The following is a 22,960-nucleotide window of genomic DNA, read 5'->3' as shown; positions in this document are numbered from 1 at the left end:
GGGCGGCTTTCTCATTTCTTCGGGTAGCCATGCACACGCTCCCAACAGTCGTCGCGCAGCTCCTCGGCGTGGCTACGGATGCTGTCCCAACCGTTCTGCCGCAGCGCCTCCCGGGCCTCTCGACGTACCGCCTGCCATCCGGGGTGGGCATAGATGTCGAAGTCGAAGCAGCCCAGCGCTTCCTCGGGCAGCTCGTTGCACAGCGCCCAGACACGCCTCAAGGCATCGCGAAAACTCCCGGCCTGGTGACCCGGACAGCCTTCGAGCCACTCGTGCAGCGGCACGATCTTCTCCGACCAGGTAGAGCAGCCCGGGCAACTGCCGATGGTCTCTCTCTGCATGGCACCGTCAAGGGCCAGGAAATCGAGCGCCAGGAACGCCTCTGCGCTGAGCAGGACCCATCGATGCTCATCCTGCCCGTACCACGTCCAGATGAAACTGCCCGGCTCGTTCATGTCGGCTCCTGCGCCGAGGGAAAAGCCGCGACGATAGCCTAATCAGGCTGCGCCGAGAAAGCTCAGCACCGCGCCTTCGAACGCCTGCGGGAACTCGACGTTCGACAGATGCACCGCCGGCAGCGTAACCAGCCTGGCCCCGGCAATCGACGTGGCGATCAGCTCGCCGTGGCTGGCGGCGGTGACCGTGTCGTACGCCCCTGCGATCACCAGGGTCGGCCGCTCGATCCGCGCCAGTTGCGCGCGCAGGTCGGTATCGCGCACCGCCGCGAAGGAGCCGGCCAGGCCGTGCCGGTTGGTGGCCATGAGCATCGCCCGGAAGCGCTCGACGACGGGCTCGGCGCGCTCCAGCAGCGCCGGCGGAAACCAGTTGCCGAGGAAGCCCGCGGCGATCTCGCTCATGTCCTCGGCCTGCAGCACCGCGGCGATGCGCTCGTCCCACTGCACCGCCGGGCCAAGCCAGGCCGAGGTGTTGGCCAGCACCAGCCGCTCGATCCGCTGCGGCGCATGCAGCGCCAGCCACTGGCCGACGATCCCGCCCAGGGACAGGCCGAGGAAATGCGCGCGCCGTACCTCCAGCGCGTCGAACAGCTCCAGTACGTCCTCGCCCAGCCGGGCCAGGGTATAGGGCCCCGTCGGCACGCTGGAGGCGCCATGGCCACGGGCGTCGTAGCGCAGGACGCGGAAGTGCCGGGTCAGTGCCGGGAGTTGTGCATCCCACATGTGCAGGGTGGTACCGATGGAGTTGGAGAGCGCCAGCAGCGGTTTCTCCGCCGCACCGTCCAGGCGATAGGCGAGGCTGGCGCCATCGCTGGTAGCGAGAAAAGACAGGTTGCCCATGGGAGCCTCCGGGGTCAGGGTGATTGCCATGCACGCCAGGCTAGTTGCGACGGCCCCTGGGAAAAACTACAAAGAATGGAACGACTCTGTCAGGGAAGCTGACATGCACGATTTCACCCTCCACGACCTCCAATGCTTCGACGCAGTGGTCGACGCCGGCGGCTTCCAGGCCGCCGCACAGCGCCTGCACCGCTCCCATCCGGCGGTGTTCGCCGCCGTTGCCAGGCTGGAGCGCCAGCTCGGCCTGGTGCTGCTGGAACGAGGCGGCTACCGGGTCGGCCTGACCGCCGCCGGTCGCTCCTTCCACCAGCGTGCCCAGGCCCTGCTCTACGAACTGGAAGGGCTGCGGGGCCACGCCGCGCACCTGGCCCAGGGCGAGGAAAGCGAGCTGCGCGTGGTACTGGGCGACCTCTGCCCGCCGCGCCCGGCCCTGGCGCTGCTCGCAGGGTTCTTCGGCAGCCAGCCGCAGACCCGCCTGCAATTGCTGTTCGAAACCGTCAGCGGCCCGCTGGAGCGCCTGCTGGACGGCGAGGCCGACCTGATCCTGCATCGCGTGGACAAGTCCGACCCACGCCTGGAATGGCTCGACCTGTGCAGGGTCGGGCTGGTCCCGGTCATCGCACCGGGCCTGCTCGGCGATCCTCCGCCGCGACCGGTGCGCCCGGAACAACTGCGCCCCTTCGCCCAGTGCGTGATGCGCGACAGCGCCCGCCATTCTCCGCCGACGGACTATTTCATGCTCGCCGGCGCGCGACAGTGCAGCGTGCCGGACCAGCGAACGAAGAAAGAGGTGATCCTCCAGGGCCTCGGCTGGGGGCACCTGCCGGACTTCCTGGTCGACGAGGAACTGGCCGACGGCCGCCTGCTCGCACTGGCCGGGCCGCATCTGCCAGGACGCAGCGAAGAGGTGGTGGCGGCGCGCCGGCGCGATCGCGCGCAGGGCCCGATAGCGGAACGCCTGTGGGCGTTCCTGCGGGACAACGCTACGACGTTGCGGGGGAAAAGCGGCGACAGGGCGGAGGGCGCCAGGCGTCCTCGGTGAAAAGCTGGCGGATATCGCCAGGCGCTATTCGCCCTACCCCCACGCACTCCCCCGGCATCAACGCCGGCTTGCCGCCAGCTACTCCGCCATCTTGCGCAACGCCTCGCCATCCAGCCGGTAGCGCACCCACTCGTCCTGCGGCAGCGCGCCGATGGAGCGGTAGAAGTCGATGGCCGGCTGGTTCCAGTCCAGCACGCTCCACTCCAGGCGTCCGCAGTCGTTGGCCACGGCCTCGCGGGCCAGCTCGCGGAGCAGCCGGCGTCCGGCGCCGACGCCACGGTACTCAGGGGTGACGTAGAGGTCTTCGAGGTAGATGCCGTTGCGCCCCAGCCAGGTCGAGTAGCTGTAGAAATACACCGCATAGCCGATCGGCCGGCCTTCGCTCTGGCACATCAGCGCGCGGGTCGGCGAGCCTTCGGCGAACAGGCTGCGGCGGATGCCTTCGACATCGGTGACCACCTCGTGGCGGGCGCGCTCGTAGTCGGCCAGTTCGATGATGAAGGCAAGGATCTGTTCGGCGTCGGCCGGTACGGCGGGACGGATTTCGAGAGTCATGGGCAACCTTCCGGTGGAGGATCCGGCCATCCTAGTGCGACTGCTAAGATGCATGAAGTGCATTCTTCTCATCGGCAACTGAATAACATGCATCCCCTGCTGCGCCGTCTCGATCTCAACCTCCTGCTTGTCTTCGACGCCCTGTATCGCCACCGCAACGTCGGCACCGCAGCCAGCGAACTGGCGATCAGCGCCTCGGCCTTCAGCCATGCGCTGGGGCGCCTGCGCCAGGGGCTGGACGACGAACTGTTCCTGCGCCAGGGCAATCGCATGCAGCCGACCCAGCGTGCCGAGCACCTGGCCGCTGCGGTGGCCGCCGCCCTGCGCGCCCTCGGCGAGGGGCTGGAAGAGTGGCGGCCGTTCGTACCGGGACAGAGCCAGCGTACCTTCGTCTTCGCCGCCACCGACTACACCGCCTTCGCCCTGCTTCCGCCGCTGATGAACCGCCTGCAGCACAGCGCGCCCGGAGTGCGCCTGCGCCTGGTCAACGCGGAACGCAAGTTGTCGGTGGAGGCCCTGGCCAGCGGGCGGATCGATTTCGCCCTCGGCTACGACGAGGAACACGAGCGCCTGCCCGAAGGCATCCAGGCCCATGACTGGTTCGCCGACCGCTACGTGGTGGTAGCGCGGCGCGACCACCCGCGCCTCGCCGGGGCGCCGACGCTGGAGGGCTACCTGGCCGAACGGCATGCGGTGGTGACGCCGTGGAACGAGGACAGTGGGGTGATCGACCGGCTGCTGGCCCGCTCCGGCCTGCGTCGCGAAGTGGCGGTGCAACTGCCGACGGTGCTGGCGGCGCTGTTCCTGGCAGGCTCCACCGATTTCCTGCTCACCGCTCCGCGACATGCCGCACAGGCACTGGCGGAAGCCGCCGGCCTCGCCCTGTATCCCGCGCCGTTCGACATTCCGCCCTACGTGCTGCGGCTCTACAGCCACGCCCAGCATGTCGGGCGTGATGCCCATGCGTGGATGATCGGGCAGTTGAAGGGCCTGGATATTTCCCGGACGGGCTGAGCTTCGCGCCGCGCACCGTCGACGGGCGCGGCGGTAACACTGGGCACAATTATTGTGCACAATTTTCCCAATACGCTCTCCTGGCGCCACGCTTTTTTCCCCTCTCCCTCGTCCGTCCGCATAAGCCCATGAATCGGTTCGAAATTCCTACCTGATCGAGGCGACAGCTTTTTCCCAAGCGGTTTCAGGGGCTTGCCGGTGAAAGGCCGGTTTCCGCAGAACACGGAAAAGTCGGTCGAGGATCGGTTGGCACATAACTGGCTTAAATTTTCGAAATTCTTGTATACAAAAACAACAGACGAACCCGACCTCGCGCCGAGTTCTTCCGACTGCCGGAGGAGACCGCCATGTCCAGCACCCCGAAGCCGCCCGCCTCGCCCCGCGAGTTTTCTCCCTCGCTGCTCGACCTCGGCACCCTGGAAAGCCTCGACAGCCTGCCGCGCGCCGGTCAGCGGAGCGCGGAGTTCTCCGCCTCGCTGCTCGACCTGGGCACTCCGGCCAGTCTCGACTGCCTGCCACGCGCCGGGCTGCGCGCAGCGGAGTTCTCGGCGGCGCGCCTGGACCTGGGCACTCCCGCCAGTCTCGATTGCCTGCCACGCGCCAGCCATCACGCCGGCCCCGAACTGCCGCCGCTGAGCCCGCGCCTGTACAGCGCCGATCTCGCCCCGACCAAGGCCGAAGGACGCCGCTGGGGACGCTACAGCCTGTTCGCGCTGTGGACCAACGATGTGCACAACATCGCCAACTACTCCTTCGCCATCGGCCTCTTCGCCCTCGGCATGAGCGGTGCGCAGATCCTCGCCGCGCTGGCCCTGGGCGCGCTGATGGTCTACGGGCTGATGAACCTGTCCGGCTACATGGGCCAGAAGACCGGGCTGCCCTACCCGGTGATGTGCCGCATCGCCTTCGGCATCCACGGCGCGCAACTCCCCGCGCTGATCCGCGCGGTGATCGCCATCGCCTGGTTCGGCATCCAGACCTATCTCGCCTCCATCGTCCTGCGCGTGCTGCTGACGGCGATCTGGCCGGGGCTGGCCGCCTACGACCAGGACGCCATCCTCGGCCTGTCGAGCCTGGGCTGGGCGACCTTCGTCGCCATCTGGTGCGTGCAACTGCTGATCTTCGCCTACGGCATGGAGATGGTGCGTCGCTACGAATCCTTCGCCGGACCGGTGATCCTGCTCACCGTCGCCGCCCTCGCCGCCTGGATGTACCTGCGCGCCGGCGCCTCCATCGCCTGGTCAAGCGGCGAACCCATGAGCGGTTCGCAGATGTGGTTGAAGATCTTCGGCGGCGCGGCGTTCTGGGTGACCCTGTACGGCACCATGATCCTGAACTTCTGCGACTTCGCCCGCGGCTGCCCGGACCGGCGCACCATCAGCGTCGGCAACTTCTGGGGGCTGCCGGTGAACATCCTGCTGTTCGGCCTGTTCGCGGTGGTCCTCGCCGGTGCCCAGTTCAGGATCGACGGCCAGCTCATCCAGAGCCCCACCGACATCGTCGCCGCGATCCCCGACACCCTCTTCCTGGTGCTGGCCAGCCTGGTGCTGCTGATCGTCACCGTGGCGGTGAACATCATGGCCAACTTCGTCGCCCCGGCCTACGTACTCACCAACCTGGCGCCGAACCTGCTGAACTTCCGCCGCGCCGGGCTGATCAGCGCGACCATCGCGGTGCTGATCCTGCCCTGGCACCTGTACAACAGCCCCGGGGTGATCCTCTACTTCCTCGGCGGCCTCGGCGCGCTGCTCGGCCCGCTGTACGGGATCATCATGGTCGACTACTACCTGGTGCGGAAAGGCCGGGTGAACCTGCCGGAGCTGTACACCGAAAGCCGCGCCGGCGCCTATCACTACACGCGAGGGGTGAACCCGCGGGCCATCGCCGCGTTCGTCCCGGCGGCGATCATCTCCACCCTGCTGGCATTGTTGCCGGCATTCGCCGAGCTATCGCCGTTCTCCTGGTTCTTCGGCGCCGGCCTGGCCGGCCTGATCCACTACGCCCTGGCCAAGCGCCGCACGGCCTACCGCGAAGTTTCCGGCGAAGCGATCGCGGTGGACAGCGTGCAGCACTGACGGATACCTGGCCGGCCTGGGCGCGACACCCGCCTAGGCCGGCAGTAGCGCCTGCAATTCTTCCTCGATCGCATCCAGCGCCTGGAACGACCGCTCGACGCGGGCCACCGCGACCGCCCCCTCCAGCGCCGCGAGGATCAGCCAGGCGCGCGAGGCGGCGAGCTTTTCCGCCAGTCCGTCGGCGCGCAACGCACGCTCGATGCTGGCGTGCCAGGCGCGGAGCGCCCGGCGGCATTCAGCGTGCACCGGGGCCAGCTCGGCGTCGATGCTCAGGCTGGTGGAAAGCACCGGGCAGGCCTCTTCGAAACGCGAATGCTCCAGCCAGCCACGCAGGGTCGCGGTGAACTGGCGGAGGACGTTGCGCGCATGGGGAGCCTGGGTCCCGGCGCGGTCGAGGAAGGACGCCACCTCGTCGGCGACGAAGCCGATCGCGGCGCTGGCGATCTGCGGCTTGCCCTCGGGGAAATAGTGATAGAGCGAGCCTTTCGGCGCCTCGGCGCGAGCGATGATGTCGCTCAGCCCGGTGCCGAAATACCCGCGGCTGGCCAGCAGCGAGGCGGTGGCATGGACGATCCGTTCGGCGGCATTGGACTTCTTCGGCAAACCTGACTCCCCAACTCACGGCAGACGACCGGGCAAGCATGCCCGAGCCTCAGGGCAGATGAAACACGCCGCTGGCGCTGGCCACCAGGCGCTCGCCGCTGTGCAGCCGGGCCGAGGCGAAGGCCATGCGCTGGCCGAGCTTGTCGACCCGGGTATGCACCTCCAGCCAGTCGCCGACCCGCGCGACCCCGCAGAAGTCCAGGCGCAGGCCGACGGTGACCATCGGCTGCGGCGGTTCGCGGGAGAACGCCATGGCGTAGCCGAGGCCAACGTCGGCCAGGGTCGAGAGCAGGCCGCCGTGGGCGGTGCCACCGTGGTTGCAGTGCTTTTCGTCGATGCGCAGCGCCACCACCAACTGGCGCTGGGCGTCCTGCCGGCAGAAGAAAGGACCGAGCAGGTCGAGCAACGGACTGCTGCGGAACAGCGGCTGGAACCCTTCGGGGACGTTCATCACGGTGCGGCCTCCGTTTTATATAGACTGGTCTATATAAAATATGCCCGGACGCTGGATCCACCAGCGCCGCGAAGGTCTTATCCAGGCGCTGAATGGCGCCTCATCAGGACGGCGCCCTGGGCGCCGCCCGCACTCCCTCTCAGCGGCTCATCGGACCGCGCACCGGCCGCTCGCGGGCGTGGCTGGTCGCGCTGAGCGGCGCGCCGGCCTCGCGCAGCGCCTGGCGCTGTTCGGCGACCGGGGTCTGCGCGGTGGCCTTCTCGAAACGCGCCAGATGCTGGAAGGCCGGCAGGGCGAAAGCGTCAGCCAACAGGCGCGCCAGGCGCGGCCAGCGCTCGCCGTCGACCTGGTAGCGCGCCAACTGGGCATTGCGGAACAGGCAGGCGACGGCGACATCGGCGATGGACAGCTCGCCGCACAGCCAGCCGCTTGGCGGGACCCGCCCTTCCAGGTAGTTGCAGATCGATGGCAGGTCTTCGTCGTAGGTGCGTTGCAGGATCGCCTGGTCGGGTTCGCGCTGCCAGATGCCACGGTTGATCACCAACTGGTGGAACAACTGCCAGATGATCACCTGGCCCAGCCGCGAATCGGCGTACTCCTCCAGCCAGCGGGCCTGGGCGCGCTGGCCGATGTCGACGGGATACAGGCTCGGCTGCGGGTAGCGCTCCTCCAGGTACTGGCAGATCACGCTGGAATCGTTGAGGACGAAGTCACCGTCCACCAGCACCGGAATCTGGCGCAACGGACTGAGGTGCTCGAAGGCCTCGTCGCCGAAGAACGGCACGATGGGGTCGATGCGGTAGGCGATGCCTTTCAGTTCCAGCAGCACCAGCACCTTGCGCACATAGGGGGACAGATAGGAACCGATGATCAGCAAAGGTTCGGCCACGGCGAGACTCCTGTTCTTGTTATGGGAACGCCGATCCTCCGGCAAACCAGCGGGACGACTCAAGTGGCTTCCCGACGGACGCCAATTGCAGGGATAGTCGCACTTTGCGATCATTTGCGAATAATTCTCGTTTTTCCATTCAATCCCGTTTCGGGATGGGGAGCGGTCGTGTCGGCGGGTGACGTCAGCAACAGCGAATTCGTGGGTAGCCTGTACCGGGACCACCGCGGCTGGCTGCTTGCCTGGCTGAACCGCAACCTCGGCTGCCGCCAGCGCGCCGAAGACCTCAGCCAGGACACCTTCGTTCGCCTCCTCGGCCGCCCGGAGCTGCCCGGCCTGCGCGAACCACGCGCGTTCCTGGCGAAGGTGGCGCGCGGCCTGATGATCGACCACTTCCGCCGCGCCGCCCTTGAGCAGGCCTATCTCGCCGAACTGGCGCTGGTTCCGGAAGCGGAGCAGCCTTCGGCCGAAGAGCAGTACCTGATTCTCGAGGATCTCCGCGAGATCGATCGCCTGCTTGGCACGCTGTCGCTGAAGGCGCGCAGCGCGTTTCTCTATAGCCGCCTGGACGGCATGCCCCACGCGGAGATCGCCGAGCGTCTCGGAGTCTCGGTGCCGCGCGTGCGCCAATACCTGGCCCAGGGCCTGCGCCAGTGCTATATCGCCCTCTACGGAGAGCCCCGGTGAGCGCCGACGATCGTCATTCGCCGGTACGCGCGCGGGTGCTCGACGAAGCCATCGCCTGGCAATTGCTGCTCGACTCCGGCGAAGCCCATCCCGACGATCACCGCGCCTTCCACCGCTGGTACGCGGCGCATCCCGAACACGAACGCGCCTGGGAACAGCTCGGCGGCCTCGACCGGCACCTGGCGAGAGCCGCCAACGGGCCGGCGCGCAACGCCCTGCTGTCCGGCAACGCACGCTTCAAGCGCCGCCTGCGCCGGCTCGGCGGCAGCGCCCTGGGGCTAGTGCTGGCGCTGGGCGTCGGGCTCGGCGTGGCCAACCGCTACGTCCCGGTCCGCTACCTGCTGGCCGATGCCTACAGCGCCACCGGCGAGCAGCGCGAGCTGACCCTCCCGGATGCCACCCATGTGCGCCTGAACAGCCGCAGCGCCATCGACGTCCGCTTCGACGGCGAACGCCGCCAGGTCGTGCTACTGGCCGGCGAGATCCTGGTGGAAACCGCCCATGGCGACCCGCGCCCCTTCGTGGTCAGCAGCGCCGATGGCGACATGCGCGCCCTCGGCACGCGCTTCCTGGTGCGCCGCGAGGAACCCGGCACGCGCCTCACCGTGTTGCAGTCGGCGGTGGCCGCGCGCGCGGAAACGCTCAGCGAAGAGCGTGTGATCAAGGAAGGCCAGCAGGTGCTGATCCTGCCGCAAGGCCTGCAGGCCAGCGAAGCGGCCCCGGCCCTGGCCGGCGCCTGGGCACAAGGCATGCTGGTGGTGGAGAACGCCCGGCTGGCCGACCTGGTGGCGGAACTGGGGCGCTATTCGCCGGCGCTGCTGCTGGTCGACCCGAGCATCGCCGACCTGCGCGTCACCGGCAGTTTCCCGCTGAAGGACACCCGCCTCGCCCTTCAGGCTTTGGAGCCGAGCCTGCCGGTGCGCAGCGTGAGGCACAACGCCTGGTGGTTCGAAGTGGTGCCACGCTGAACCGAACGGGCCGGCGAAAAATTTTTCCCGCCGGCCCTATCACTTTTTCCGACTCGTCCGGCAAGGAGGCATTGAGACTCGTTTCCATCCAGGAGCCCCGCACATGCCCCGCCCGACGTTCCGTCCCGGCCTGCTCGCCCTAGCCATCGCCCTCGCCGTTCCCGCACCGTTCCTCCACGCAGCCCCGGCCGAACAGGCCAGCGTGCGCGACTACCGCATCGCCGCCGGCCCGCTGGCAGGCACCCTGAACCGCATCGCGGCCCAGGCCGGCCTGGTCCTCACCCTGGACCCGGCGCTCGCCGAAGGACGCAGCGCCCACGCCGTACAAGGTCGCTTCGACGCGCCCGGCGCATTGCGCGAAGCGCTCAAGGGCAGCGGCCTGGAGCTGGTGGAAAATGCCGGCGGCACCTACAGCCTGCGCAAGGTGCCGGAAGACACCCTGTCGTTGCAGGCGATGACGGTCAGCGGCGCCGAGGAAGACCCACTGGGGCCGACCAGCGGCTACGTGGCCAAGCGCAGCATGACCGGGACCAAGACCGATACGCCGATCCTCGAGACCCCGCGCTCGATCTCGGTGGCGACCCGCCAGCAGATGACCGACCGCGCCGTGCACAACCTCGACGACGCGGTGCGCTACATGCCCGGCGTCGTCGCCAGCAGTTTCGGCAGCGACTCCCGTTCCGACTGGTTGAAGGTGCGCGGCTTCAAGCCGACCCAGTTCCTCGATGGATTGCCGATGGCGACAGGCTCATACAACAACCCGAAGCTGGAGACCTGGAACCTGGAGCGCCTCGCCCTGCTCCGCGGCCCGGCCTCCTCGGTCTACGGCCAGACCCCGCCCGGCGGCATGCTCGACATGGTCAGCCTGCGTCCGCAGAACGTCGCCAGTCACGAGGTGAAGGCCGAGATCGGCAACTACAACCACAAGCAGATCAGCTTCGACAGCACCGGCCCGATCGACGACGAGGGGCGCTTTCTCTATCGCCTCTCCGGCGTGGTGCGCGACAGCAACACCCAGGTCGACCATATCGACGACAAGCGCTACAACATCGCCCCGAGCCTGACCTGGAACATCGACGACGATACCCGGCTGACCTTCCTCAGCCAATTCAACCGCGACGATACAGCCGCCACCAGCCAATTCTTGCCGTTACGCGGGACCAAATACGACGCTCCGTTCGGAAAGATCTCCCATCACAAAAACCTCGGCGATCCGGACTGGGACTTCTACGACCGCACCTACTATTGGTTGGGCTATTCCTTCGAACGGCGCATCAACGATGTCTGGCAGTTTCGCCAGAACCTGCGCTACCTGCGCAACGACCTGTCGTTCCAGACGCTTACGCCAACCAGCAGTATCGATGCGGCCAGCGCCGACGGCACCTTACAGCGCATGACGACCTCGGTGGACGAGGACATCAGTCAGTTCGTGGTAGATAACAATTTCCAGGCTGACTTCGAGACCGGTGCGCTGCGCCATACTCTCCTGCTGGGTATCGATCACAACCGCACCCGCACCGACTACACCTCGATCTACAACTTCACCGGTGTGCCGCCGACCAACGTCAACAACCCGATCTATGGTCAGCCAATTCCCAAGCCATCGCGCTCTAGTGCGTTCTATGACTACCGACAGAAGACTTATCAGACCGGGCTCTACGTCCAGGATCAGATCGCCCTCGACAACTGGCGCCTGACCCTCGGCGGCCGTGAGGACTGGGTACATGCCGGCGCCACGTTCTACAATCAGAACGATGCCACCAACACCAGCCGCGACAAGAAATTCAGCGGTAACGCAGCTCTGAGCTACATCTTCGACAACGGCCTGGCGCCCTACCTTTCCTATGCAGAGTCATTCCAGCCAAGCACCGGCGCCGACGATATAGGCTCCAACAAGATGTTCAAACCCACCGAAGGCAAACAATGGGAACTGGGCGTCAAGTATCAACCCGTAGGCTCCGATTCGCTGTTCACCGCAGCCGTCTACGACCTACGCCAGGAGAACGTGAGGGTCACCGACAACGTCAATGGGACACCCACTACCTCGCAGGCTGGCGAGGTTAAGGTCACCGGCTTGGAACTGGAAGCCACCAGCAACGTCACAGACAATCTGAAAGTGATCGGCTCCTATAGCTACACCGACACCGAAGTGAAAAAAGGCCAGTACGCAGGCAACCGCCTGCAACAGGCGCCGCGCAACCAGGCCTCGCTATGGGCCGACTACACCTGGCACGAGGGTACGCTGAACGGTTTCAGCGTGGGTGCCGGCGCCCGCTACGTAGGCTCGACCTATGGCGACCAGGCCAACACCTACGACGGCTACGCCGGCTCGTACACCCTGTACGACGCCGCCGTGCGCTACGACCTGGGCCAATTGAACGGCAGCCTGAAAGGCGTCAGCGTGGCGGTCAATGCCAACAATCTGTTCAACAAGGACTACCTGGCGTCCTGCGACGGCTACTACTGCTACTACGGCGACCAGCGCAGCGTGGTGGGCAGCGTCAGCTACAAGTGGTAAGCGACGCGTCACAGGTGCGCAACGGCGGATAACCGCTTCGCGGTTATCCGCCCTACCGCAGAACGTACCTTCCGGGCACCGGATGCCCTCCTCCCGCCTGTGGGAGAGGGCCGGGATATCGGTAGCCGGCGCATCGGGGAGGAGCTGCATTCCGGGCGCCGGAGATCGTCGTTCACCCCGCGATCCGACCCCACAGCGCGCTGGCGTCGTCGTGGATCTTGAAACGCGGGAAAGCCAGGGCCTGGTCGTCGCCCTGTTCGATCTCGCGCAACTCGTCGAGCATGGCGCTCACTCCGACGTCCTCGAGGCGCCGCAGCAACTGTTCGTCGGTATAGCGGCGGAAAGGCTCGACCAGCCGGTCGAAGCCGTCGGTCATCAGCACGAAGGAACGCAACGCGGCGAGCGGCAAGGTCTCGCGCTGCACCTGGCCGAGCCAGCGGTCGCTGATGTCCAGCGCCCAGTAGCCCTCGGGCTTGTTCATCAGCAGGCGGTTCTGCCGCACGCGCGGGCGGCTGGCCTTGAACAGTTCGGCGTGGTCCCACTGCGGATGTTCCTCACGCATCCGGCAGAAATGCGCCAGGGATTGCCGATCCAGTTCGTACAGGGCCGAATCGCCGAAGCTGCGTACCTGGCCGTCGGCGCCTTCGACGAGAATCCGGCTGTCGCCGATGTTGAGCAGTTCGATTTCTCCGCCGCGAATCCGCAGCAGGCTCAGGCAGGCCGCCGGCATGTCTTCGAGGTCGTGCCAGTCGCGGCCGCTCTGGGCGCGGAAGTCGCCCTGGATATCGTTGAGCAGGCGCCGCAGCAGGGTCTCGCTGGATTGCTCGGGCTCGACTTCCAGCAGCAACCGCAGGTGCCGGTCCACCGCCTGGGCCAGCCAGCGCGCGTCGCTTTCCACGCCCAGCACGCTGCGACCGATGCTGGTGGCACCGTCGATCACCCAGGCGGCCTGCGCCGTGCAGCCCAGCGCATCGTCGTTCACCGCGCCCCCCGCGCGGCATTCCGCCCCGAGTATTTCCACTGTGGCCATTCGCAGTTCCTCCTATGCTCAATGCGCTGCCAGAATAGCAAGACAGAGCCTTTCCACGTTCCGCTCGTCGTTCCGGGAGAACCGTATGCGTCACCTGCCCTACCCGCTGCTGGGCCTGCTCCTGGCCCTGTCGTCGACCGGCGCCGCCCTGGCCGGCGAACAGTACTACCCGCTGGACAAGGGCTCCGCGCCCTACGCGGTCGCGCCCAGTGCACAGGGTGCGGTCTGGTACGGCGCGGACGGCGGGCATTCGCTGGGGCGCCTCGACCCGACCAGTGGCGAGAGCGTGCAGGTGCCGCTCGGCGAAGGCGCGCGGCCGCGAGCCATCGTCAGCGACGAGAGCGGCAACGCCTGGGTGCTCGACAGTGGCCTCAACGCCATCCTTCGCATCGGCGGCGAGCGCCTGGGCAGCGAACGTTTCCCGCTACCGGCCAAGGCCGCGCCGGCCGGGCTCGAGTCCGCGGTATTCGACGACGACGGGCGCCTCTGGTTCACCGGCAGCCGCGGCTTCCACGGTCGCCTCGACCCAGCCAGGCGCCTGGTGGAGGTCTGGCCCTCGCCCCAGGGCAAGGCGGCGAACGGCATCTGCGTCACCCCGGACGGCGAGGTCTGGTACGCGCAGGACGACGCGCTGGTGCATGTCGATCCGCTCGACGGCAGCGCCGAGCGGTTGCCCGCGCCTGAAGGCACGAAGGCCTTGCGCGGGATCGGCGCCGACTCCATCGGCAGGCTCTGGGCCAGCGACAGCGGTGGCGCCCGGCTGTACCGCTACGATCCCAGCGATGCCTCGTGGCAGAGCTGGCCGCTGCCGGACAGCCAGGCCCGCCCGGACAGCCTGCGGGTCGACGCCATGGACCGTGTCTGGCTGCACGACGCCGCCAGCGGGGCGCTCTTGCGTTTCGACAGTGAGCAGGCGACATTCCGCGTCCTGCCCAGCGACCGGCCGGCGCCCGGCAACGCCCTGCTCGGCGGTCGCCCCGGAGAAACCTGGAGCGCCGAGCCTGCCGCCGATCGTCTGCGCGTCGTCCGCGACTGATCCTTCCAAGGAGCCCGCATGAGCGCTACCCATACGCTGTTCTACGCCGCCGCCTCGCCCTTCGTGCGCAAGGTCCTGGTCCTGCTCCACGAAACCGGCCAACGCGAGCGCGTGGCGCTCGAGGAAGTCACGCCGACGCCGGTCGCGCCCATCCGGCAGCTCAACGCCAGCAACCCGGCCGGCAAGATTCCCGCCCTGCGCCTGCCGGACGGCCAGGTGCTGCACGACAGCCGGGTGATCTGCGACTACTTCGACCAGCAGCACGTCAGCGAACCGCTGATCCCCCGCGAAGGCAGCGCCCGCTGGCGACGCCTGACCATCGCCTCGCTGGCGGACGCCGTCCTCGACGCCGCGGTGCTGACCCGCTACGAGACCTTCGTCCGCCCCGAGGAGAAGCGCTGGGACGCCTGGCTCGAGGCACAGCGGGAAAAGATCGCGCGGTCCCTGGCATGGCTGGAGAGCGACTGCATCGCCGAACTGCAGGCGCGCTTCGACATCGCCGCCATCGGCGTCGCCTGCGCCCTGGGCTATCTCGACCTGCGCCAGCCGGAGTGGGACTGGCGCGGCCGCTACCCGCGACTCGCCGCCTGGTTCGCCGAAGTCAGCCAGCGCCCGTCGATGCAGGCCACCCGCGCCTGACCCCGAGGCCCGCCGACGCCTGCTGCCGCCGCAGACGTTCGGCGCGTTGCAGCCAGGCCACCGAGGGGCCGGGGAACAGCAGGCCGATCCGCGCCGCCAGGCGCTCGCCGTCGCGACGGTCGTCGCGCAGGCCGACATAGCCGTTCATTTCCAGCACACCAGGCGGAACAGCAGCAGGCCCAGCAACAGCGCGCTCTGTCCGAGCCCCATGCAAAGCTCCAGGAAGGAGCGCACGTGCGGATTGCCGGCGGCGCCCTCGATGCCGCTGAGGCCTTCCCAGAATCCGTCCGGCATCAGCACCAGCATGGCGTGGGCCAGGGGCTTGCCGCTGGCGATCCAGTACTCGATCAGGCCGAACTTGCCGAAGAACAGCAGAAAGATCAGGATCACGCCGCTGACCAGCAGGCCGAGGGCGGCACAGAGGGTGAACTCGAAGAACAGGCGCATGCTTTTCCTCCTTGGAAATCGGCGGCGGCCGGCGCCGCCGCCCTCGTCGTCAGGCCCTGGCGGGTACCGCCGGGAGGTCCTTGCGGCCGACCCCGTACCAGTCCAGGCGGCGGGTCAGCACCATCACCGCGGCAAGCACCGCGAACAGCAGCAGCGAGCCCATCAGCAAGGCGTAGTCCTCCGCGCTCAGCAAGCCGTAGAGCAGGCCGTACAGCCCTGCCAGGCCGACGCTGAAGCCCAGCCCTCGGGCCACGCTGCGCAGGACGAAGCACAGGTAGAAGCCGATCAGGCCGACGCAGGCTCCGGCGGAGACCAGGTAGGCCAGCTCGAAGCCGACGTGCTCGGCCAGCGACAGCAGCAGCAGGTAGAAGAACGCCAGCGCCAGGCCGACCAGCGCGTACTGGATCGGGTGTACCGCCAGGCGCTTGAGCACCTCGAAGAGGAAGAAGCCGGCGAAGGTCAGGGTGATGAACAGCAGCGCGTACTTGATCGCGCGGTCGGCCTTCAGGTACTGGTCCACCGGATCGACCAGGCCGACGCCGAAGGCGCGCGCCTGGAAACCGTCGCAGCGCTGCTCCTCCACGCAACTGCGCAGCGCCTCTTCCATGTTGGTGGCGAAGAAGCTGGTCTGCCAGCGCGCGGTGAAGCCCTGGGCGGTGATCTCCCGCTCGCTGGGCAGGAACTCGCCGCCGAAGCTCGGGTGCGGCCAGTCGGCCTTCAGGATGACCTGGCTGTCGCGGCCCACCGGCACGATGTCCAGCCGCTCGCTGCCGAGCAACGACAGGTCGAAGGCGTACTCCAGGCGCTGCGCCTGGCGCCCGTCGACGCCTTGCAGCGGTGCGTGCACACCGCTGCCGAGCAGGCCGACCCGGCTACCCGGCTCGAAGTCGACGCTGGCACCGTTGAGGGACAGGCGCAGGGCATTCTCGATGCCGCGGATGTCGCTGATGCCCATCGCCAGGAACGGCGTTTCGAACTGGTAGTCCTCCAGGTCTTCTTCGATGCCATAGTGCGCAGGCACCTGGAAGTAGCCGGCAACCTTGTTGTCGACGTGGTACAGGCGCGCCTGGTAGATGCCACGGTAGCGCAGCTCGGTGCGCATCTGCCCGTCGAGGGCGAAGCGGTCTGGCAGGAAGTACAGCTCGCCGCGCTGCTCGCGCTCCTGCAACACGCGCTTCTCGGTCTTCTCCTCGGTGACCCACTCGCGCACCGTCCTGCGGTACGGCACCACCAGCAGCGGGCCGGTGAGGCGCTGGCTGTAGCTGGAGCTGCGGGCGATATCCTGCAGCACGCCGTCACGAACCTCCTGGCGATCGCGGATCAGGCCGTCGATCATCAACAGGGGAATCAGCAATAGCAGGATGAGTAGGGCGATGGCGCCGAGCTTGTAGGCCAGCGTGCGGTTCATGGGGGACTCTCCGTCGGGGTGATGGCGGAAAGTCTGCGGCGCCGCGATGGCGGGCTTCGGGTCGCCGTGTGGAGAGTCGATGGAGTTTCCGTGGAGACGCCTCAGCCGCGCGGCAGCCAGAGCAGCGCCTCGACGCCGTCGTCGCGGTTGCCGACCTGCAACCGGCCGCCATGCAGTTGCGCCACCTCGGCGACAAAGTTCAGTCCCAGCCCGGTGCTCTTGCGCCCGCTGGCCGGGCGCGGCAGCGAGTAGAAGCGTTCGGTGAGGCGCGCCAGGGCGTAGTCGGGAATCGCCGGCCCCTGGTTGAACAGGCGCAAGGCGATACCCTCGCCGTCGGCCTCGGCGAGCAGGCGAAGGATGCCGCCGGGCGGGGTGAAGTCGAGGGCGTTGTCGAGCAGGTTGGCCAGCGCCTGGCGCAGCAGGAACTGCTCGCCGCGAACCTCGCAGGGACCTTCCAGGCGGTTCTCCACCCGCAATCGCTGGCGCTGGATACGCGCCGCCTGGCCTTCCAGCAGGGACGCGGCGATCTCCCGCAAGTCGACCTTGCCGACCTCCTCCAGGCCTTGCCGCTGCTCCACCTGGGCCAGGCTCAGCAGGCGCTCGATCAGTTGTTGCAGGCGCTCGCTCTCGCCGGCGATGTTGCCGACGAAGCGCGCCCGCTGCTCGGCCGGCATCTCGCCGTCGAGCAACTCGGCGGCGCCACGGATCGCCGCCAGCGGGCTCTTCAATTCGTGGGTCAGGGTATGCACGTAGCGCTCGACGTAGTCCTTGCCTTCCAGTTGCGTGCGCATGCGTTCCACCGCGTCGGCCAGTTGCGCCATCTCGCCGCCGCGATAGCGCGGCAGCTCGGCGCGGCGCCCCTCGCTGACCGCCTGTGCGTACTGGGTGAGGCGCCGCAGCGCGCCGCTGAGCCACCAGGAGAGCAGGCCGCCGACCAGCAGGCCGAGGGCGATCAGCCCGGCACCGAGCCAGGCCAGGCGCCGCTGCGAGCGGTCGATGTAGGGTTGCAGGCTGCTGTTCGGCTTGGCCACCGAAACCACCCCGATGATCTTCCCGGCATCCTTGATCGGCGCCGCCACGTACATCACCGAGGAATCCGGGTCGTCCGGGTCTTCGCGGCTGGAGCGCGCGCCGTACTGGCCACGGAGGGTCAGGTAGACGTCGTTCCAGCGCGAATAGTCCTGGCCGACGGCCACCCCGGCGGAGTCCAGCAGCACCTTGCCGCTGGCGTCGGTGACGTAGATGCGGTGGTTCACCGCCTCCTTGCGCAAGCCCCAGATATCCGCCTGCGGCACCCGCTTGCCGTAGTCCTCGAGCATCTCCGGCAGGTCGCTCTGCGCCAGGGTGCCGTTCTTCACGTCCTGGCGGAGGATCTCGGCGAGCAGGTTGGCGGTGTCCACCAGGGTTTCCTCGGTGGACTGGCGCACGCCGGGGCGCACTTCGTCCATCACCGTGCTCAGCACGAAGTAGCCGGTGAGACCGACGAACAGGAAGTAGACCAGAAAGATCCGAACGCCGAGCGGCATCAGGCGTGGTCCGGGCTGTAGCTGTAGCCCAGGCCGCGATGGGTCTGGATCGCTTCGCCGCGTTCGTTCACCTGGCGCAGCTTGGCGCGCAGGCTCTTGATGTGGCTGTCGATGTTGCGCTCGTAGCCGGCCTCGCTGGCGACGCCGAGGGCGTCGAGCAACTGCTCGCGACTGAATACCCGCTCGGGCTGCCCGAGCAGCGTCTGCAACAGGCGGAACTCGTGGCGGGTGAGGTTGAGCGGGGTGTCGCGGTAGTGGATCCGCACGCGCTCCTCGTCGACCTGGAACGGCCCGCTCGGCGCGGCCCCTTCCAGCGCCGCCGGGCGCGGCGCCATGCGCTTGAGGATGGCCTTGACCCGAGCCGCCACCTCGCGCGGGCTGAACGGCTTGACCACGTAGTCGTCGGCGCCGATCTCCAGGCCGACCACGCGGTCGATCTCGGCATCGCGCGCGGTGAGGAAGATCACCGGCACCTCGGAGAACCGCCGCAGGCGCTTGCAGGCCTCGAAACCGCTGATGTCCGGCAGACCGACGTCGAGGATCAGCAGGTCCGCCGGCTGGCGCTCCTGCAACGCCAGCGCCTCGCCGGCGAGGGTCACCCAGGTGGTGGCGAAGCCTTCGGCCTGCAGGGCGTAGAGCAGGGTGTCGGCAATCGCGGCTTCATCTTCGACGATCAGGATATGCGGCATGGTGTGACGGCGGCTGACGGGAATGCCGGAACGGTGCCGCAAGCCGGCGCGCGCGTCAATCGCGCCGCCGGTGGCGTAGGACGCTTACTTGCAGGTGGGCTTGTCGGCGACGAAGCGCTCGGAGGGATCGACCGCGACGTGGAATTTGCGCAAGCCCTTGGTGCCCATCAGGAACGGATAGTTGAAGGCGCTGCGGTCGGTGAGGTTGACCTCGATGGTCTTCATCGCTCCGCCCAGGCAGACCTGCAGGTCGATCACCGGGCGTTCGCTCAGGCGGTCCTCATCCTCGTCCTCGCCGTTGCGGTTGTCGGCGCGGTTCTTGATCTTGCCGATGCGCGCCAGCTTGTGCTCGAACACCGAGCCATCGGCCTCCTTGGTGGCCAGGCGGAAGCGCACCCACTCCTCGCCGTCGCGCTGGAACAACTCGATGTCCTTGGCCGACAGCGAGGAGGTGTAGGCGCCGGTGTCCATCTTCGCCTGCAGGGTGCGGTCCAGCTCCGGCAGGGAGACCCATTCGTAGCGGCCGTAGAGGTTGGGTTCGGCGGCGAGGACCGGCAGGGCGAACAGCGAGAGCAAGGCAAGGGCACGCTTCACGCGGGCATCTCCTGAAGTGATACGAGGTCCACATAGGACTAGCACGGCGCGGTTTCGTTCGCCACGCCGGCGGCTTGGGCGGCGCGGCGCGGATGCGTATGATGGGCCGCGTCGACCCACACCCAGGACAGGGAAACCAACCATGCGGGAACTGTTGACCGGCCTGACCAGCAGCCTTCTGCTGCTTCTCAACACGCTGATCCTGATCGGCCCGATGATGCTGATCGCACTGCTCAAGCTGGTGCTCCCCGGCCAGCGCCTGAAGGACCTCTGCTCCAGGGGCGTGATGTGGATCGCCGAGACCTGGGCGGAGATCGACAAGTGGATCTTCGCCACCTGCACGCCGACGGTCTGGGACGTGCGCGGCGCCGGCGACCTGCGTCAGGACACCTCGTACCTGGTGGTGAGCAACCACCAGTCCTGGGTCGACATCCCCGCCTTGATCCAGGTGTTCAACCGGCGCACCCCGTACTTCAAGTTCTTCCTCAAGAAGGAGCTGATCTGGGTGCCCTTCCTCGGCCTGGCCTGGTGGGCGCTGGAGTATCCGTTCATGAAGCGCTATTCCAAGGCCTTCCTGGAGAAGCACCCGGAACTCAAGGGCAAGGACCTGGAGATCACCAGGGCCGCCTGCGAGAAGTTCAAGCGCATCCCGGTGACCGTGGTGAACTACCTGGAAGGCACGCGTTTCAGCGAGCAGAAGAAGGCCCAGCAACAGTCGCCCTATCGCCACCTGCTCAAGCCCAAGGCCGGCGGGGTGGCCTTCGTCCTCGCCGCGCTGGGCGAGCAGCTGGACGCCCTGCTCGACGTCACCGTGGTCTACCCGAGCGACAAGGTTCCGGGATTCTGGGACCTGCTCTGCGGACGGGTGCCGAAGGTGATCGTCGACATCCAGACCCGGCCGATCGATCCCGCCCTGTGGCAGGGCGACTACGAGAACGACCCGGTGTTCCGCCAGTACGTGCAGGAATGGGTCTCGCGCATGTGGGAAGAAAAGGACGAACGCATCGCCCGCTTGCGGCAACTGCGCTGAAGTACCGGCCGAAGCACACCCATCTCGTAGGGCGAATAACCGCAACGCGGTTATCCGCCGTTTCCACGGCGCAGCGGCGGATAACGCCGGGGGCGTTATTCGCCCTACCGGTGCGGGCAACGAATACCCGGGGGTCGCACCCACCTCGTAGGGCGAATAACCGCAACGCGGTTATCCGCCGATCCGCTGGCGGCAGATCAGAGCAGCGACGAGCCGCCCGCCTTGCTCACTCCCCAGAGATTGCTCAGGCTGCCCAGCAGCTCGCTGTTGGCGCCCTGCTTGCCGAAGTAGTCGACCAGCACCTGGGCGAACTTCTCGGTCATCCCGCTATCCATGCCCAGGGTGCCGAAGGCCTTGTTCACGTCGCCCATGCTGTCCGCATTGCCGAGCAGCGAACCGAGGCCCTTGCTGTCGCCGCCGCTCTTGCCGAGCACGTTGCCGAGCCCGCCGAGACCGGCCAGGGCGTTGTTGCCGGCCAGCTTGTCGAGGCCGGGGATGGTCTTCACCAGTTGCGAGTAATCGTTGCCGGCCAACTGGTTCTTGGCCAGGCCGAGCAGGGCGCCGGTACCGCCGACCGCCTGCTCCTGGCTGACCCCGAGCTGACCGGTGAGTGCGCCGAGCAGACCGCTGGTCTGCGGGGTGGTGGCTACCTGGGCGGAGTCGCCCTGGGACGCCCCGGCGACCGCCTTGGCGGCATCCCCGAGATTGAAGGCGAACGCGGAGGCGGCGCTGAGCAGCAGGGCCGCGGCCAGGGTAGCGTGAGTGGTGACGCGCATCGGCAATTCCTCATGAGATATCGAACGCCCCGGCCGCATTCGCAGGCCGGGGTGAGATTTCGACCGGCCGGCCGGTGCCTTGTTCCCCAACCTTGGTCGGGTCACTTGGTCTTCGGCTTGTCGGCCTTGCCCTTGGCGGCGGCGCCTTTCTTCGCCGCCGGCTTCCTCGCCGCCGTCGCGCGGCCCCTGGGCGTCTCGCCGGCGCCGGACTTCTTGCGTGCCGCCGGCTTCGGCGCGGCGCCCTTGCGGTAGCCGACGCCGTCCTTGGCGTCGTAGAAGAAGGTGACCGTCTCGCCCTCCTTCACCTCGCCCTTGAGCATCGCCGTGGCCAGGCGCGTCTCCAGCTGCTGGCGGATCTGCCGCTTCAGTTCGCGGGCGCCGAACTCCGGCTGGTAGGCCTCTTCGGCGAGGTGGCCGACCAGGCTGTCGTCGATGTGCAGGTAGATGTCCTGGGCGTGCGCGGCGCGCTTCACCCGCTCCAGTTGCAGGCGCACGATGTCCTCGATCTGCGCCTTGCTCAACGACTCGAAGACGATCACCTCGTCGAGGCGGTTGAGGAATTCCGGGCGGAAATGCCCGCGCAGGGTAGTCATCAGTTCGCGCTTGAGCTTCTCCGGCGGCTGGGCGAACTCGCCGGCCTGGGCGTTCTTCATGATCAGCTCGGAGCCGAGGTTGCTGGTGGCGATGATGATGGTGTTGGTGAAGTCCACCACGCGCCCCTTGCCGTCGGTCAGGCGGCCGTCGTCGAACACCTGCAGGAGGATGTTGTTGACGTCGGCGTGGGCCTTCTCGATCTCGTCGAGCAGGATCACGCTGTACGGCCGCCGGCGCACCCGCTCGGTGAGCTGGCCGCCCTCGTCGTAGCCGACGTAGCCCGGCGGCGCACCGATCAGCCGGGACACCGCGTGGCGCTCCATGTATTCGCTCATGTCGATGCGGATCATCGCGTCTTCGTCGCCGAACACCACCTCGGCCAAGGCCTTGGCCAGCTCGGTCTTGCCCACCCCGGTCGGGCCGAGGAACAGGAAGGTGGCGATCGGCCGGCTGCCCTGGCGCAGCCCGGCGCGGGCCAGGCGCACGGCGTCGCTGACCGCGGTGATCGCTTCCTGCTGGCCGATCACCCGCTGGTGCAGGCGCTCTTCCATCTGCAGGAGCTTCTCGCGCTCCTCGGCGGTCAGTTCGGTGACCGGGATGCCGGTGAGCTTGGAGATGATCTCGGCGATGTCCTCGACCCGCACCTCCTCGGTCTTCGACCCCTGGGTCTGCTGCCAGCGCTCGGTGATCTGCTCGAGGTGTTCCTTGCGTTCCTGGATGCGTTTCTCGAAGACCTTCGCCTCGTCGTACCACTTGCGGCTGGCGGCGTAGTCCTGCTCGCGCTTGAGCTGCGCCAGCTCGGCCTCCAGTTCCTGGATCTCGGCCGGCCGCGAGGTGCTGGCGATGCGCACGCGGGCGGCGGCCTGGTCGATCAGGTCGATGGCCTTGTCCGGCAGGAAGCGGTTGCCGATGTAGCGGTCGGACAGCTCGGCGGCGGCGACGAAGGCCTCGTCGCGGATGGTCACCTTGTGGTGGCCTTCGAGCTTGTCGCGCAGGCCACGGAGGATGGAGATGGTCTGCTCCACCGTCGGCTCGGGGACGAACACCGGCTGGAAGCGCCGCTCCAGCGCGGCGTCCTTCTCGATGTACTT

At 67.7% G+C, this 22,960-nt stretch carries 24 protein-coding genes; 9 read left to right on the top strand and 15 right to left on the bottom strand.

All coding sequences use genetic code 11. The annotated features are described in order from the left end of the window. Window positions 1-11: 11 nt before the first annotated feature. Window positions 12-455, bottom strand: coding sequence for a hypothetical protein (locus tag HMPREF2924_RS26045; RefSeq protein WP_003129057.1), 444 nt, complete (start codon window positions 453-455; stop codon window positions 12-14). A gap of 42 nt (window positions 456-497) precedes the next feature. Continuing rightward, a complete protein-coding gene (gene pcaD, locus HMPREF2924_RS26040; protein WP_003129055.1) occupies window positions 498-1,295 on the bottom strand; it encodes a 3-oxoadipate enol-lactonase in 798 nt (265 codons plus the stop codon). Between the two features lie 103 nt (window positions 1,296-1,398). Between pcaD and HMPREF2924_RS26035 the strand changes: the two genes are divergently transcribed. Next, window positions 1,399-2,337, top strand: a complete 939-nt coding sequence (locus HMPREF2924_RS26035) for a LysR family transcriptional regulator (RefSeq protein WP_003084779.1) — start codon at window positions 1,399-1,401, stop codon at window positions 2,335-2,337. Between the two features lie 78 nt (window positions 2,338-2,415). On the opposite strand, the gene HMPREF2924_RS26030 is transcribed toward HMPREF2924_RS26035, so the two are convergent. Continuing rightward, entirely contained in the window at window positions 2,416-2,892 is a 477-nt protein-coding gene (locus HMPREF2924_RS26030) for a GNAT family N-acetyltransferase (RefSeq protein WP_003123899.1), read from the bottom strand. A gap of 87 nt (window positions 2,893-2,979) precedes the next feature. Between HMPREF2924_RS26030 and HMPREF2924_RS26025 the strand changes: the two genes are divergently transcribed. Together HMPREF2924_RS26025 and HMPREF2924_RS26020 are read left to right on the top strand one after the other, a co-directional pair. After that, complete coding sequence (locus HMPREF2924_RS26025; RefSeq protein ID WP_003129053.1) at window positions 2,980-3,906, top strand: LysR substrate-binding domain-containing protein; 927 nt, start codon at window positions 2,980-2,982, stop codon at window positions 3,904-3,906. Between the two features lie 347 nt (window positions 3,907-4,253). After that, window positions 4,254-5,981, top strand: coding sequence for an NCS1 family nucleobase:cation symporter-1 (locus HMPREF2924_RS26020; protein WP_003129051.1), 1,728 nt, complete (start codon window positions 4,254-4,256; stop codon window positions 5,979-5,981). 33 nt (window positions 5,982-6,014) lie between these two features. Here the strand turns inward: HMPREF2924_RS26020 and HMPREF2924_RS26015 are convergent, their stop codons facing one another. The 3 genes from HMPREF2924_RS26015 to HMPREF2924_RS26005 form a co-directional block, all read right to left on the bottom strand. After that, a complete protein-coding gene (locus HMPREF2924_RS26015; protein ID WP_003084771.1) occupies window positions 6,015-6,584 on the bottom strand; it encodes a TetR/AcrR family transcriptional regulator in 570 nt (189 codons plus the stop codon). A 49-nt stretch (window positions 6,585-6,633) separates the two neighbouring features. Beyond that, on the bottom strand, window positions 6,634-7,038 hold the full coding sequence (locus HMPREF2924_RS26010; RefSeq protein WP_003118845.1) for a PaaI family thioesterase: 405 nt from the start codon (window positions 7,036-7,038) through the stop codon (window positions 6,634-6,636). A gap of 139 nt (window positions 7,039-7,177) precedes the next feature. Continuing rightward, entirely contained in the window at window positions 7,178-7,927 is a 750-nt protein-coding gene (locus tag HMPREF2924_RS26005) for a glutathione S-transferase family protein (RefSeq protein WP_003129049.1), read from the bottom strand. Window positions 7,928-8,095: 168 nt separating this feature from the next. Here HMPREF2924_RS26005 and HMPREF2924_RS26000 point away from each other — a divergent pair, with 168 nt between their 5' ends. The 3 genes from HMPREF2924_RS26000 (at window position 8,096) to HMPREF2924_RS25990 (ending at window position 12,100) form a co-directional block, all read left to right on the top strand. Continuing rightward, window positions 8,096-8,614 carry an RNA polymerase sigma factor gene (locus tag HMPREF2924_RS26000; protein ID WP_003084762.1) on the top strand — a complete coding sequence of 173 codons (519 nt, stop codon included), beginning with the start codon at window positions 8,096-8,098 and terminating at the stop codon, window positions 8,612-8,614. Continuing rightward, on the top strand, window positions 8,611-9,582 hold the full coding sequence (locus tag HMPREF2924_RS25995) for a FecR domain-containing protein (protein WP_003129047.1): 972 nt from the start codon (window positions 8,611-8,613) through the stop codon (window positions 9,580-9,582). The genes HMPREF2924_RS26000 and HMPREF2924_RS25995 overlap by 4 nt, the downstream gene beginning before the upstream one ends. Before the next feature lie 103 nt (window positions 9,583-9,685). Further along, on the top strand, window positions 9,686-12,100 hold the full coding sequence (locus HMPREF2924_RS25990) for a TonB-dependent siderophore receptor (RefSeq protein WP_003129046.1): 2,415 nt from the start codon (window positions 9,686-9,688) through the stop codon (window positions 12,098-12,100). 172 nt (window positions 12,101-12,272) lie between these two features. On the opposite strand, the gene HMPREF2924_RS25985 is transcribed toward HMPREF2924_RS25990, so the two are convergent. After that, on the bottom strand, window positions 12,273-13,130 hold the full coding sequence (locus HMPREF2924_RS25985) for a PP2C family serine/threonine-protein phosphatase (protein ID WP_003084748.1): 858 nt from the start codon (window positions 13,128-13,130) through the stop codon (window positions 12,273-12,275). Between the two features lie 85 nt (window positions 13,131-13,215). On the opposite strand from HMPREF2924_RS25985, the gene HMPREF2924_RS25980 reads away from it, so the two are divergent. Continuing rightward, entirely contained in the window at window positions 13,216-14,166 is a 951-nt protein-coding gene (locus tag HMPREF2924_RS25980) for a Vgb family protein (protein ID WP_003111755.1), read from the top strand. Between the two features lie 18 nt (window positions 14,167-14,184). After that, window positions 14,185-14,805 carry a glutathione S-transferase gene (locus tag HMPREF2924_RS25975; protein WP_003129043.1) on the top strand — a complete coding sequence of 207 codons (621 nt, stop codon included), beginning with the start codon at window positions 14,185-14,187 and terminating at the stop codon, window positions 14,803-14,805. On the opposite strand, the gene HMPREF2924_RS25970 is transcribed toward HMPREF2924_RS25975, so the two are convergent. The 6 genes from HMPREF2924_RS25970 to HMPREF2924_RS25945 form a co-directional block, all read right to left on the bottom strand. Next, window positions 14,768-14,953: a hypothetical protein gene (locus tag HMPREF2924_RS25970; protein WP_023094495.1), complete on the bottom strand. Its 186-nt coding sequence runs from the start codon at window positions 14,951-14,953 to the stop codon at window positions 14,768-14,770. The genes HMPREF2924_RS25975 and HMPREF2924_RS25970 overlap by 38 nt on opposite strands. Further along, window positions 14,950-15,252: a hypothetical protein gene (locus tag HMPREF2924_RS25965; RefSeq protein ID WP_003084737.1), complete on the bottom strand. Its 303-nt coding sequence runs from the start codon at window positions 15,250-15,252 to the stop codon at window positions 14,950-14,952. The genes HMPREF2924_RS25970 and HMPREF2924_RS25965 overlap by 4 nt, the downstream gene beginning before the upstream one ends. Before the next feature lie 49 nt (window positions 15,253-15,301). After that, a complete protein-coding gene (gene creD, locus HMPREF2924_RS25960) occupies window positions 15,302-16,660 on the bottom strand; it encodes a cell envelope integrity protein CreD (RefSeq protein ID WP_003084736.1) in 1,359 nt (452 codons plus the stop codon). Window positions 16,661-16,761: 101 nt separating this feature from the next. After that, on the bottom strand, window positions 16,762-18,186 hold the full coding sequence (gene creC / locus HMPREF2924_RS25955) for a two-component system sensor histidine kinase CreC (protein ID WP_003084735.1): 1,425 nt from the start codon (window positions 18,184-18,186) through the stop codon (window positions 16,762-16,764). Continuing rightward, complete coding sequence (creB, locus tag HMPREF2924_RS25950; RefSeq protein ID WP_003084734.1) at window positions 18,186-18,875, bottom strand: two-component system response regulator CreB; 690 nt, start codon at window positions 18,873-18,875, stop codon at window positions 18,186-18,188. Before creB ends, creC begins: the two co-directional genes overlap by 1 nt. An 84-nt stretch (window positions 18,876-18,959) precedes the next feature. After that, window positions 18,960-19,469 carry a retropepsin-like aspartic peptidase RloA2 gene (locus HMPREF2924_RS25945; RefSeq protein ID WP_003084733.1) on the bottom strand — a complete coding sequence of 170 codons (510 nt, stop codon included), beginning with the start codon at window positions 19,467-19,469 and terminating at the stop codon, window positions 18,960-18,962. A 142-nt stretch (window positions 19,470-19,611) separates the two neighbouring features. Here HMPREF2924_RS25945 and HMPREF2924_RS25940 point away from each other — a divergent pair, with 142 nt between their 5' ends. Beyond that, complete coding sequence (locus tag HMPREF2924_RS25940) at window positions 19,612-20,499, top strand: acyltransferase (protein ID WP_003129039.1); 888 nt, start codon at window positions 19,612-19,614, stop codon at window positions 20,497-20,499. 197 nt (window positions 20,500-20,696) lie between these two features. Here the strand turns inward: HMPREF2924_RS25940 and HMPREF2924_RS25935 are convergent, their stop codons facing one another. After that, on the bottom strand, window positions 20,697-21,275 hold the full coding sequence (locus tag HMPREF2924_RS25935) for a DUF2780 domain-containing protein (RefSeq protein ID WP_003084725.1): 579 nt from the start codon (window positions 21,273-21,275) through the stop codon (window positions 20,697-20,699). A 101-nt stretch (window positions 21,276-21,376) separates the two neighbouring features. Then, the coding region (locus HMPREF2924_RS25930; RefSeq protein ID WP_141765580.1) for an AAA family ATPase at window positions 21,377-22,960 on the bottom strand (1,584 nt) is incomplete at its 5' end.

The organism is Pseudomonas sp. HMSC063H08, from assembly GCF_001813645.1.
Classification (GTDB): Bacteria; Pseudomonadota; Gammaproteobacteria; order Pseudomonadales; family Pseudomonadaceae; genus Pseudomonas; species Pseudomonas aeruginosa.
Note: the sequence above shows the minus strand (reverse complement) of the source record. Positions and strands in the feature narration are given on the sequence as shown.

What these genes read in the sequence shown, in the direction of transcription:
- HMPREF2924_RS26045 (WP_003129057.1), bottom strand. Translation starts at nt 455, where the DNA reads ATGAACGAGCCGGGCAGTTTCATCTGGACGTGGTACGGGCAGGATGAG.
- pcaD (WP_003129055.1), bottom strand. Translation starts at nt 1,295, where the DNA reads ATGGGCAACCTGTCTTTTCTCGCTACCAGCGATGGCGCCAGCCTCGCC.
- HMPREF2924_RS26035 (WP_003084779.1), top strand. Translation starts at nt 1,399, where the DNA reads ATGCACGATTTCACCCTCCACGACCTCCAATGCTTCGACGCAGTGGTC.
- HMPREF2924_RS26030 (WP_003123899.1), bottom strand. Translation starts at nt 2,892, where the DNA reads ATGACTCTCGAAATCCGTCCCGCCGTACCGGCCGACGCCGAACAGATC.
- HMPREF2924_RS26025 (WP_003129053.1), top strand. Translation starts at nt 2,980, where the DNA reads ATGCATCCCCTGCTGCGCCGTCTCGATCTCAACCTCCTGCTTGTCTTC.
- HMPREF2924_RS26020 (WP_003129051.1), top strand. Translation starts at nt 4,254, where the DNA reads ATGTCCAGCACCCCGAAGCCGCCCGCCTCGCCCCGCGAGTTTTCTCCC.
- HMPREF2924_RS25990 (WP_003129046.1), top strand. Translation starts at nt 9,686, where the DNA reads ATGCCCCGCCCGACGTTCCGTCCCGGCCTGCTCGCCCTAGCCATCGCC.
- HMPREF2924_RS25985 (WP_003084748.1), bottom strand. Translation starts at nt 13,130, where the DNA reads ATGGCCACAGTGGAAATACTCGGGGCGGAATGCCGCGCGGGGGGCGCG.
- HMPREF2924_RS25980 (WP_003111755.1), top strand. Translation starts at nt 13,216, where the DNA reads ATGCGTCACCTGCCCTACCCGCTGCTGGGCCTGCTCCTGGCCCTGTCG.
- HMPREF2924_RS25975 (WP_003129043.1), top strand. Translation starts at nt 14,185, where the DNA reads ATGAGCGCTACCCATACGCTGTTCTACGCCGCCGCCTCGCCCTTCGTG.
- HMPREF2924_RS25970 (WP_023094495.1), bottom strand. Translation starts at nt 14,953, where the DNA reads ATGAACGGCTATGTCGGCCTGCGCGACGACCGTCGCGACGGCGAGCGC.
- HMPREF2924_RS25965 (WP_003084737.1), bottom strand. Translation starts at nt 15,252, where the DNA reads ATGCGCCTGTTCTTCGAGTTCACCCTCTGTGCCGCCCTCGGCCTGCTG.
- creD (WP_003084736.1), bottom strand. Translation starts at nt 16,660, where the DNA reads ATGAACCGCACGCTGGCCTACAAGCTCGGCGCCATCGCCCTACTCATC.
- creC (WP_003084735.1), bottom strand. Translation starts at nt 18,186, where the DNA reads ATGCCGCTCGGCGTTCGGATCTTTCTGGTCTACTTCCTGTTCGTCGGT.
- creB (WP_003084734.1), bottom strand. Translation starts at nt 18,875, where the DNA reads ATGCCGCATATCCTGATCGTCGAAGATGAAGCCGCGATTGCCGACACC.
- HMPREF2924_RS25940 (WP_003129039.1), top strand. Translation starts at nt 19,612, where the DNA reads ATGCGGGAACTGTTGACCGGCCTGACCAGCAGCCTTCTGCTGCTTCTC.
- HMPREF2924_RS25935 (WP_003084725.1), bottom strand. Translation starts at nt 21,275, where the DNA reads ATGCGCGTCACCACTCACGCTACCCTGGCCGCGGCCCTGCTGCTCAGC.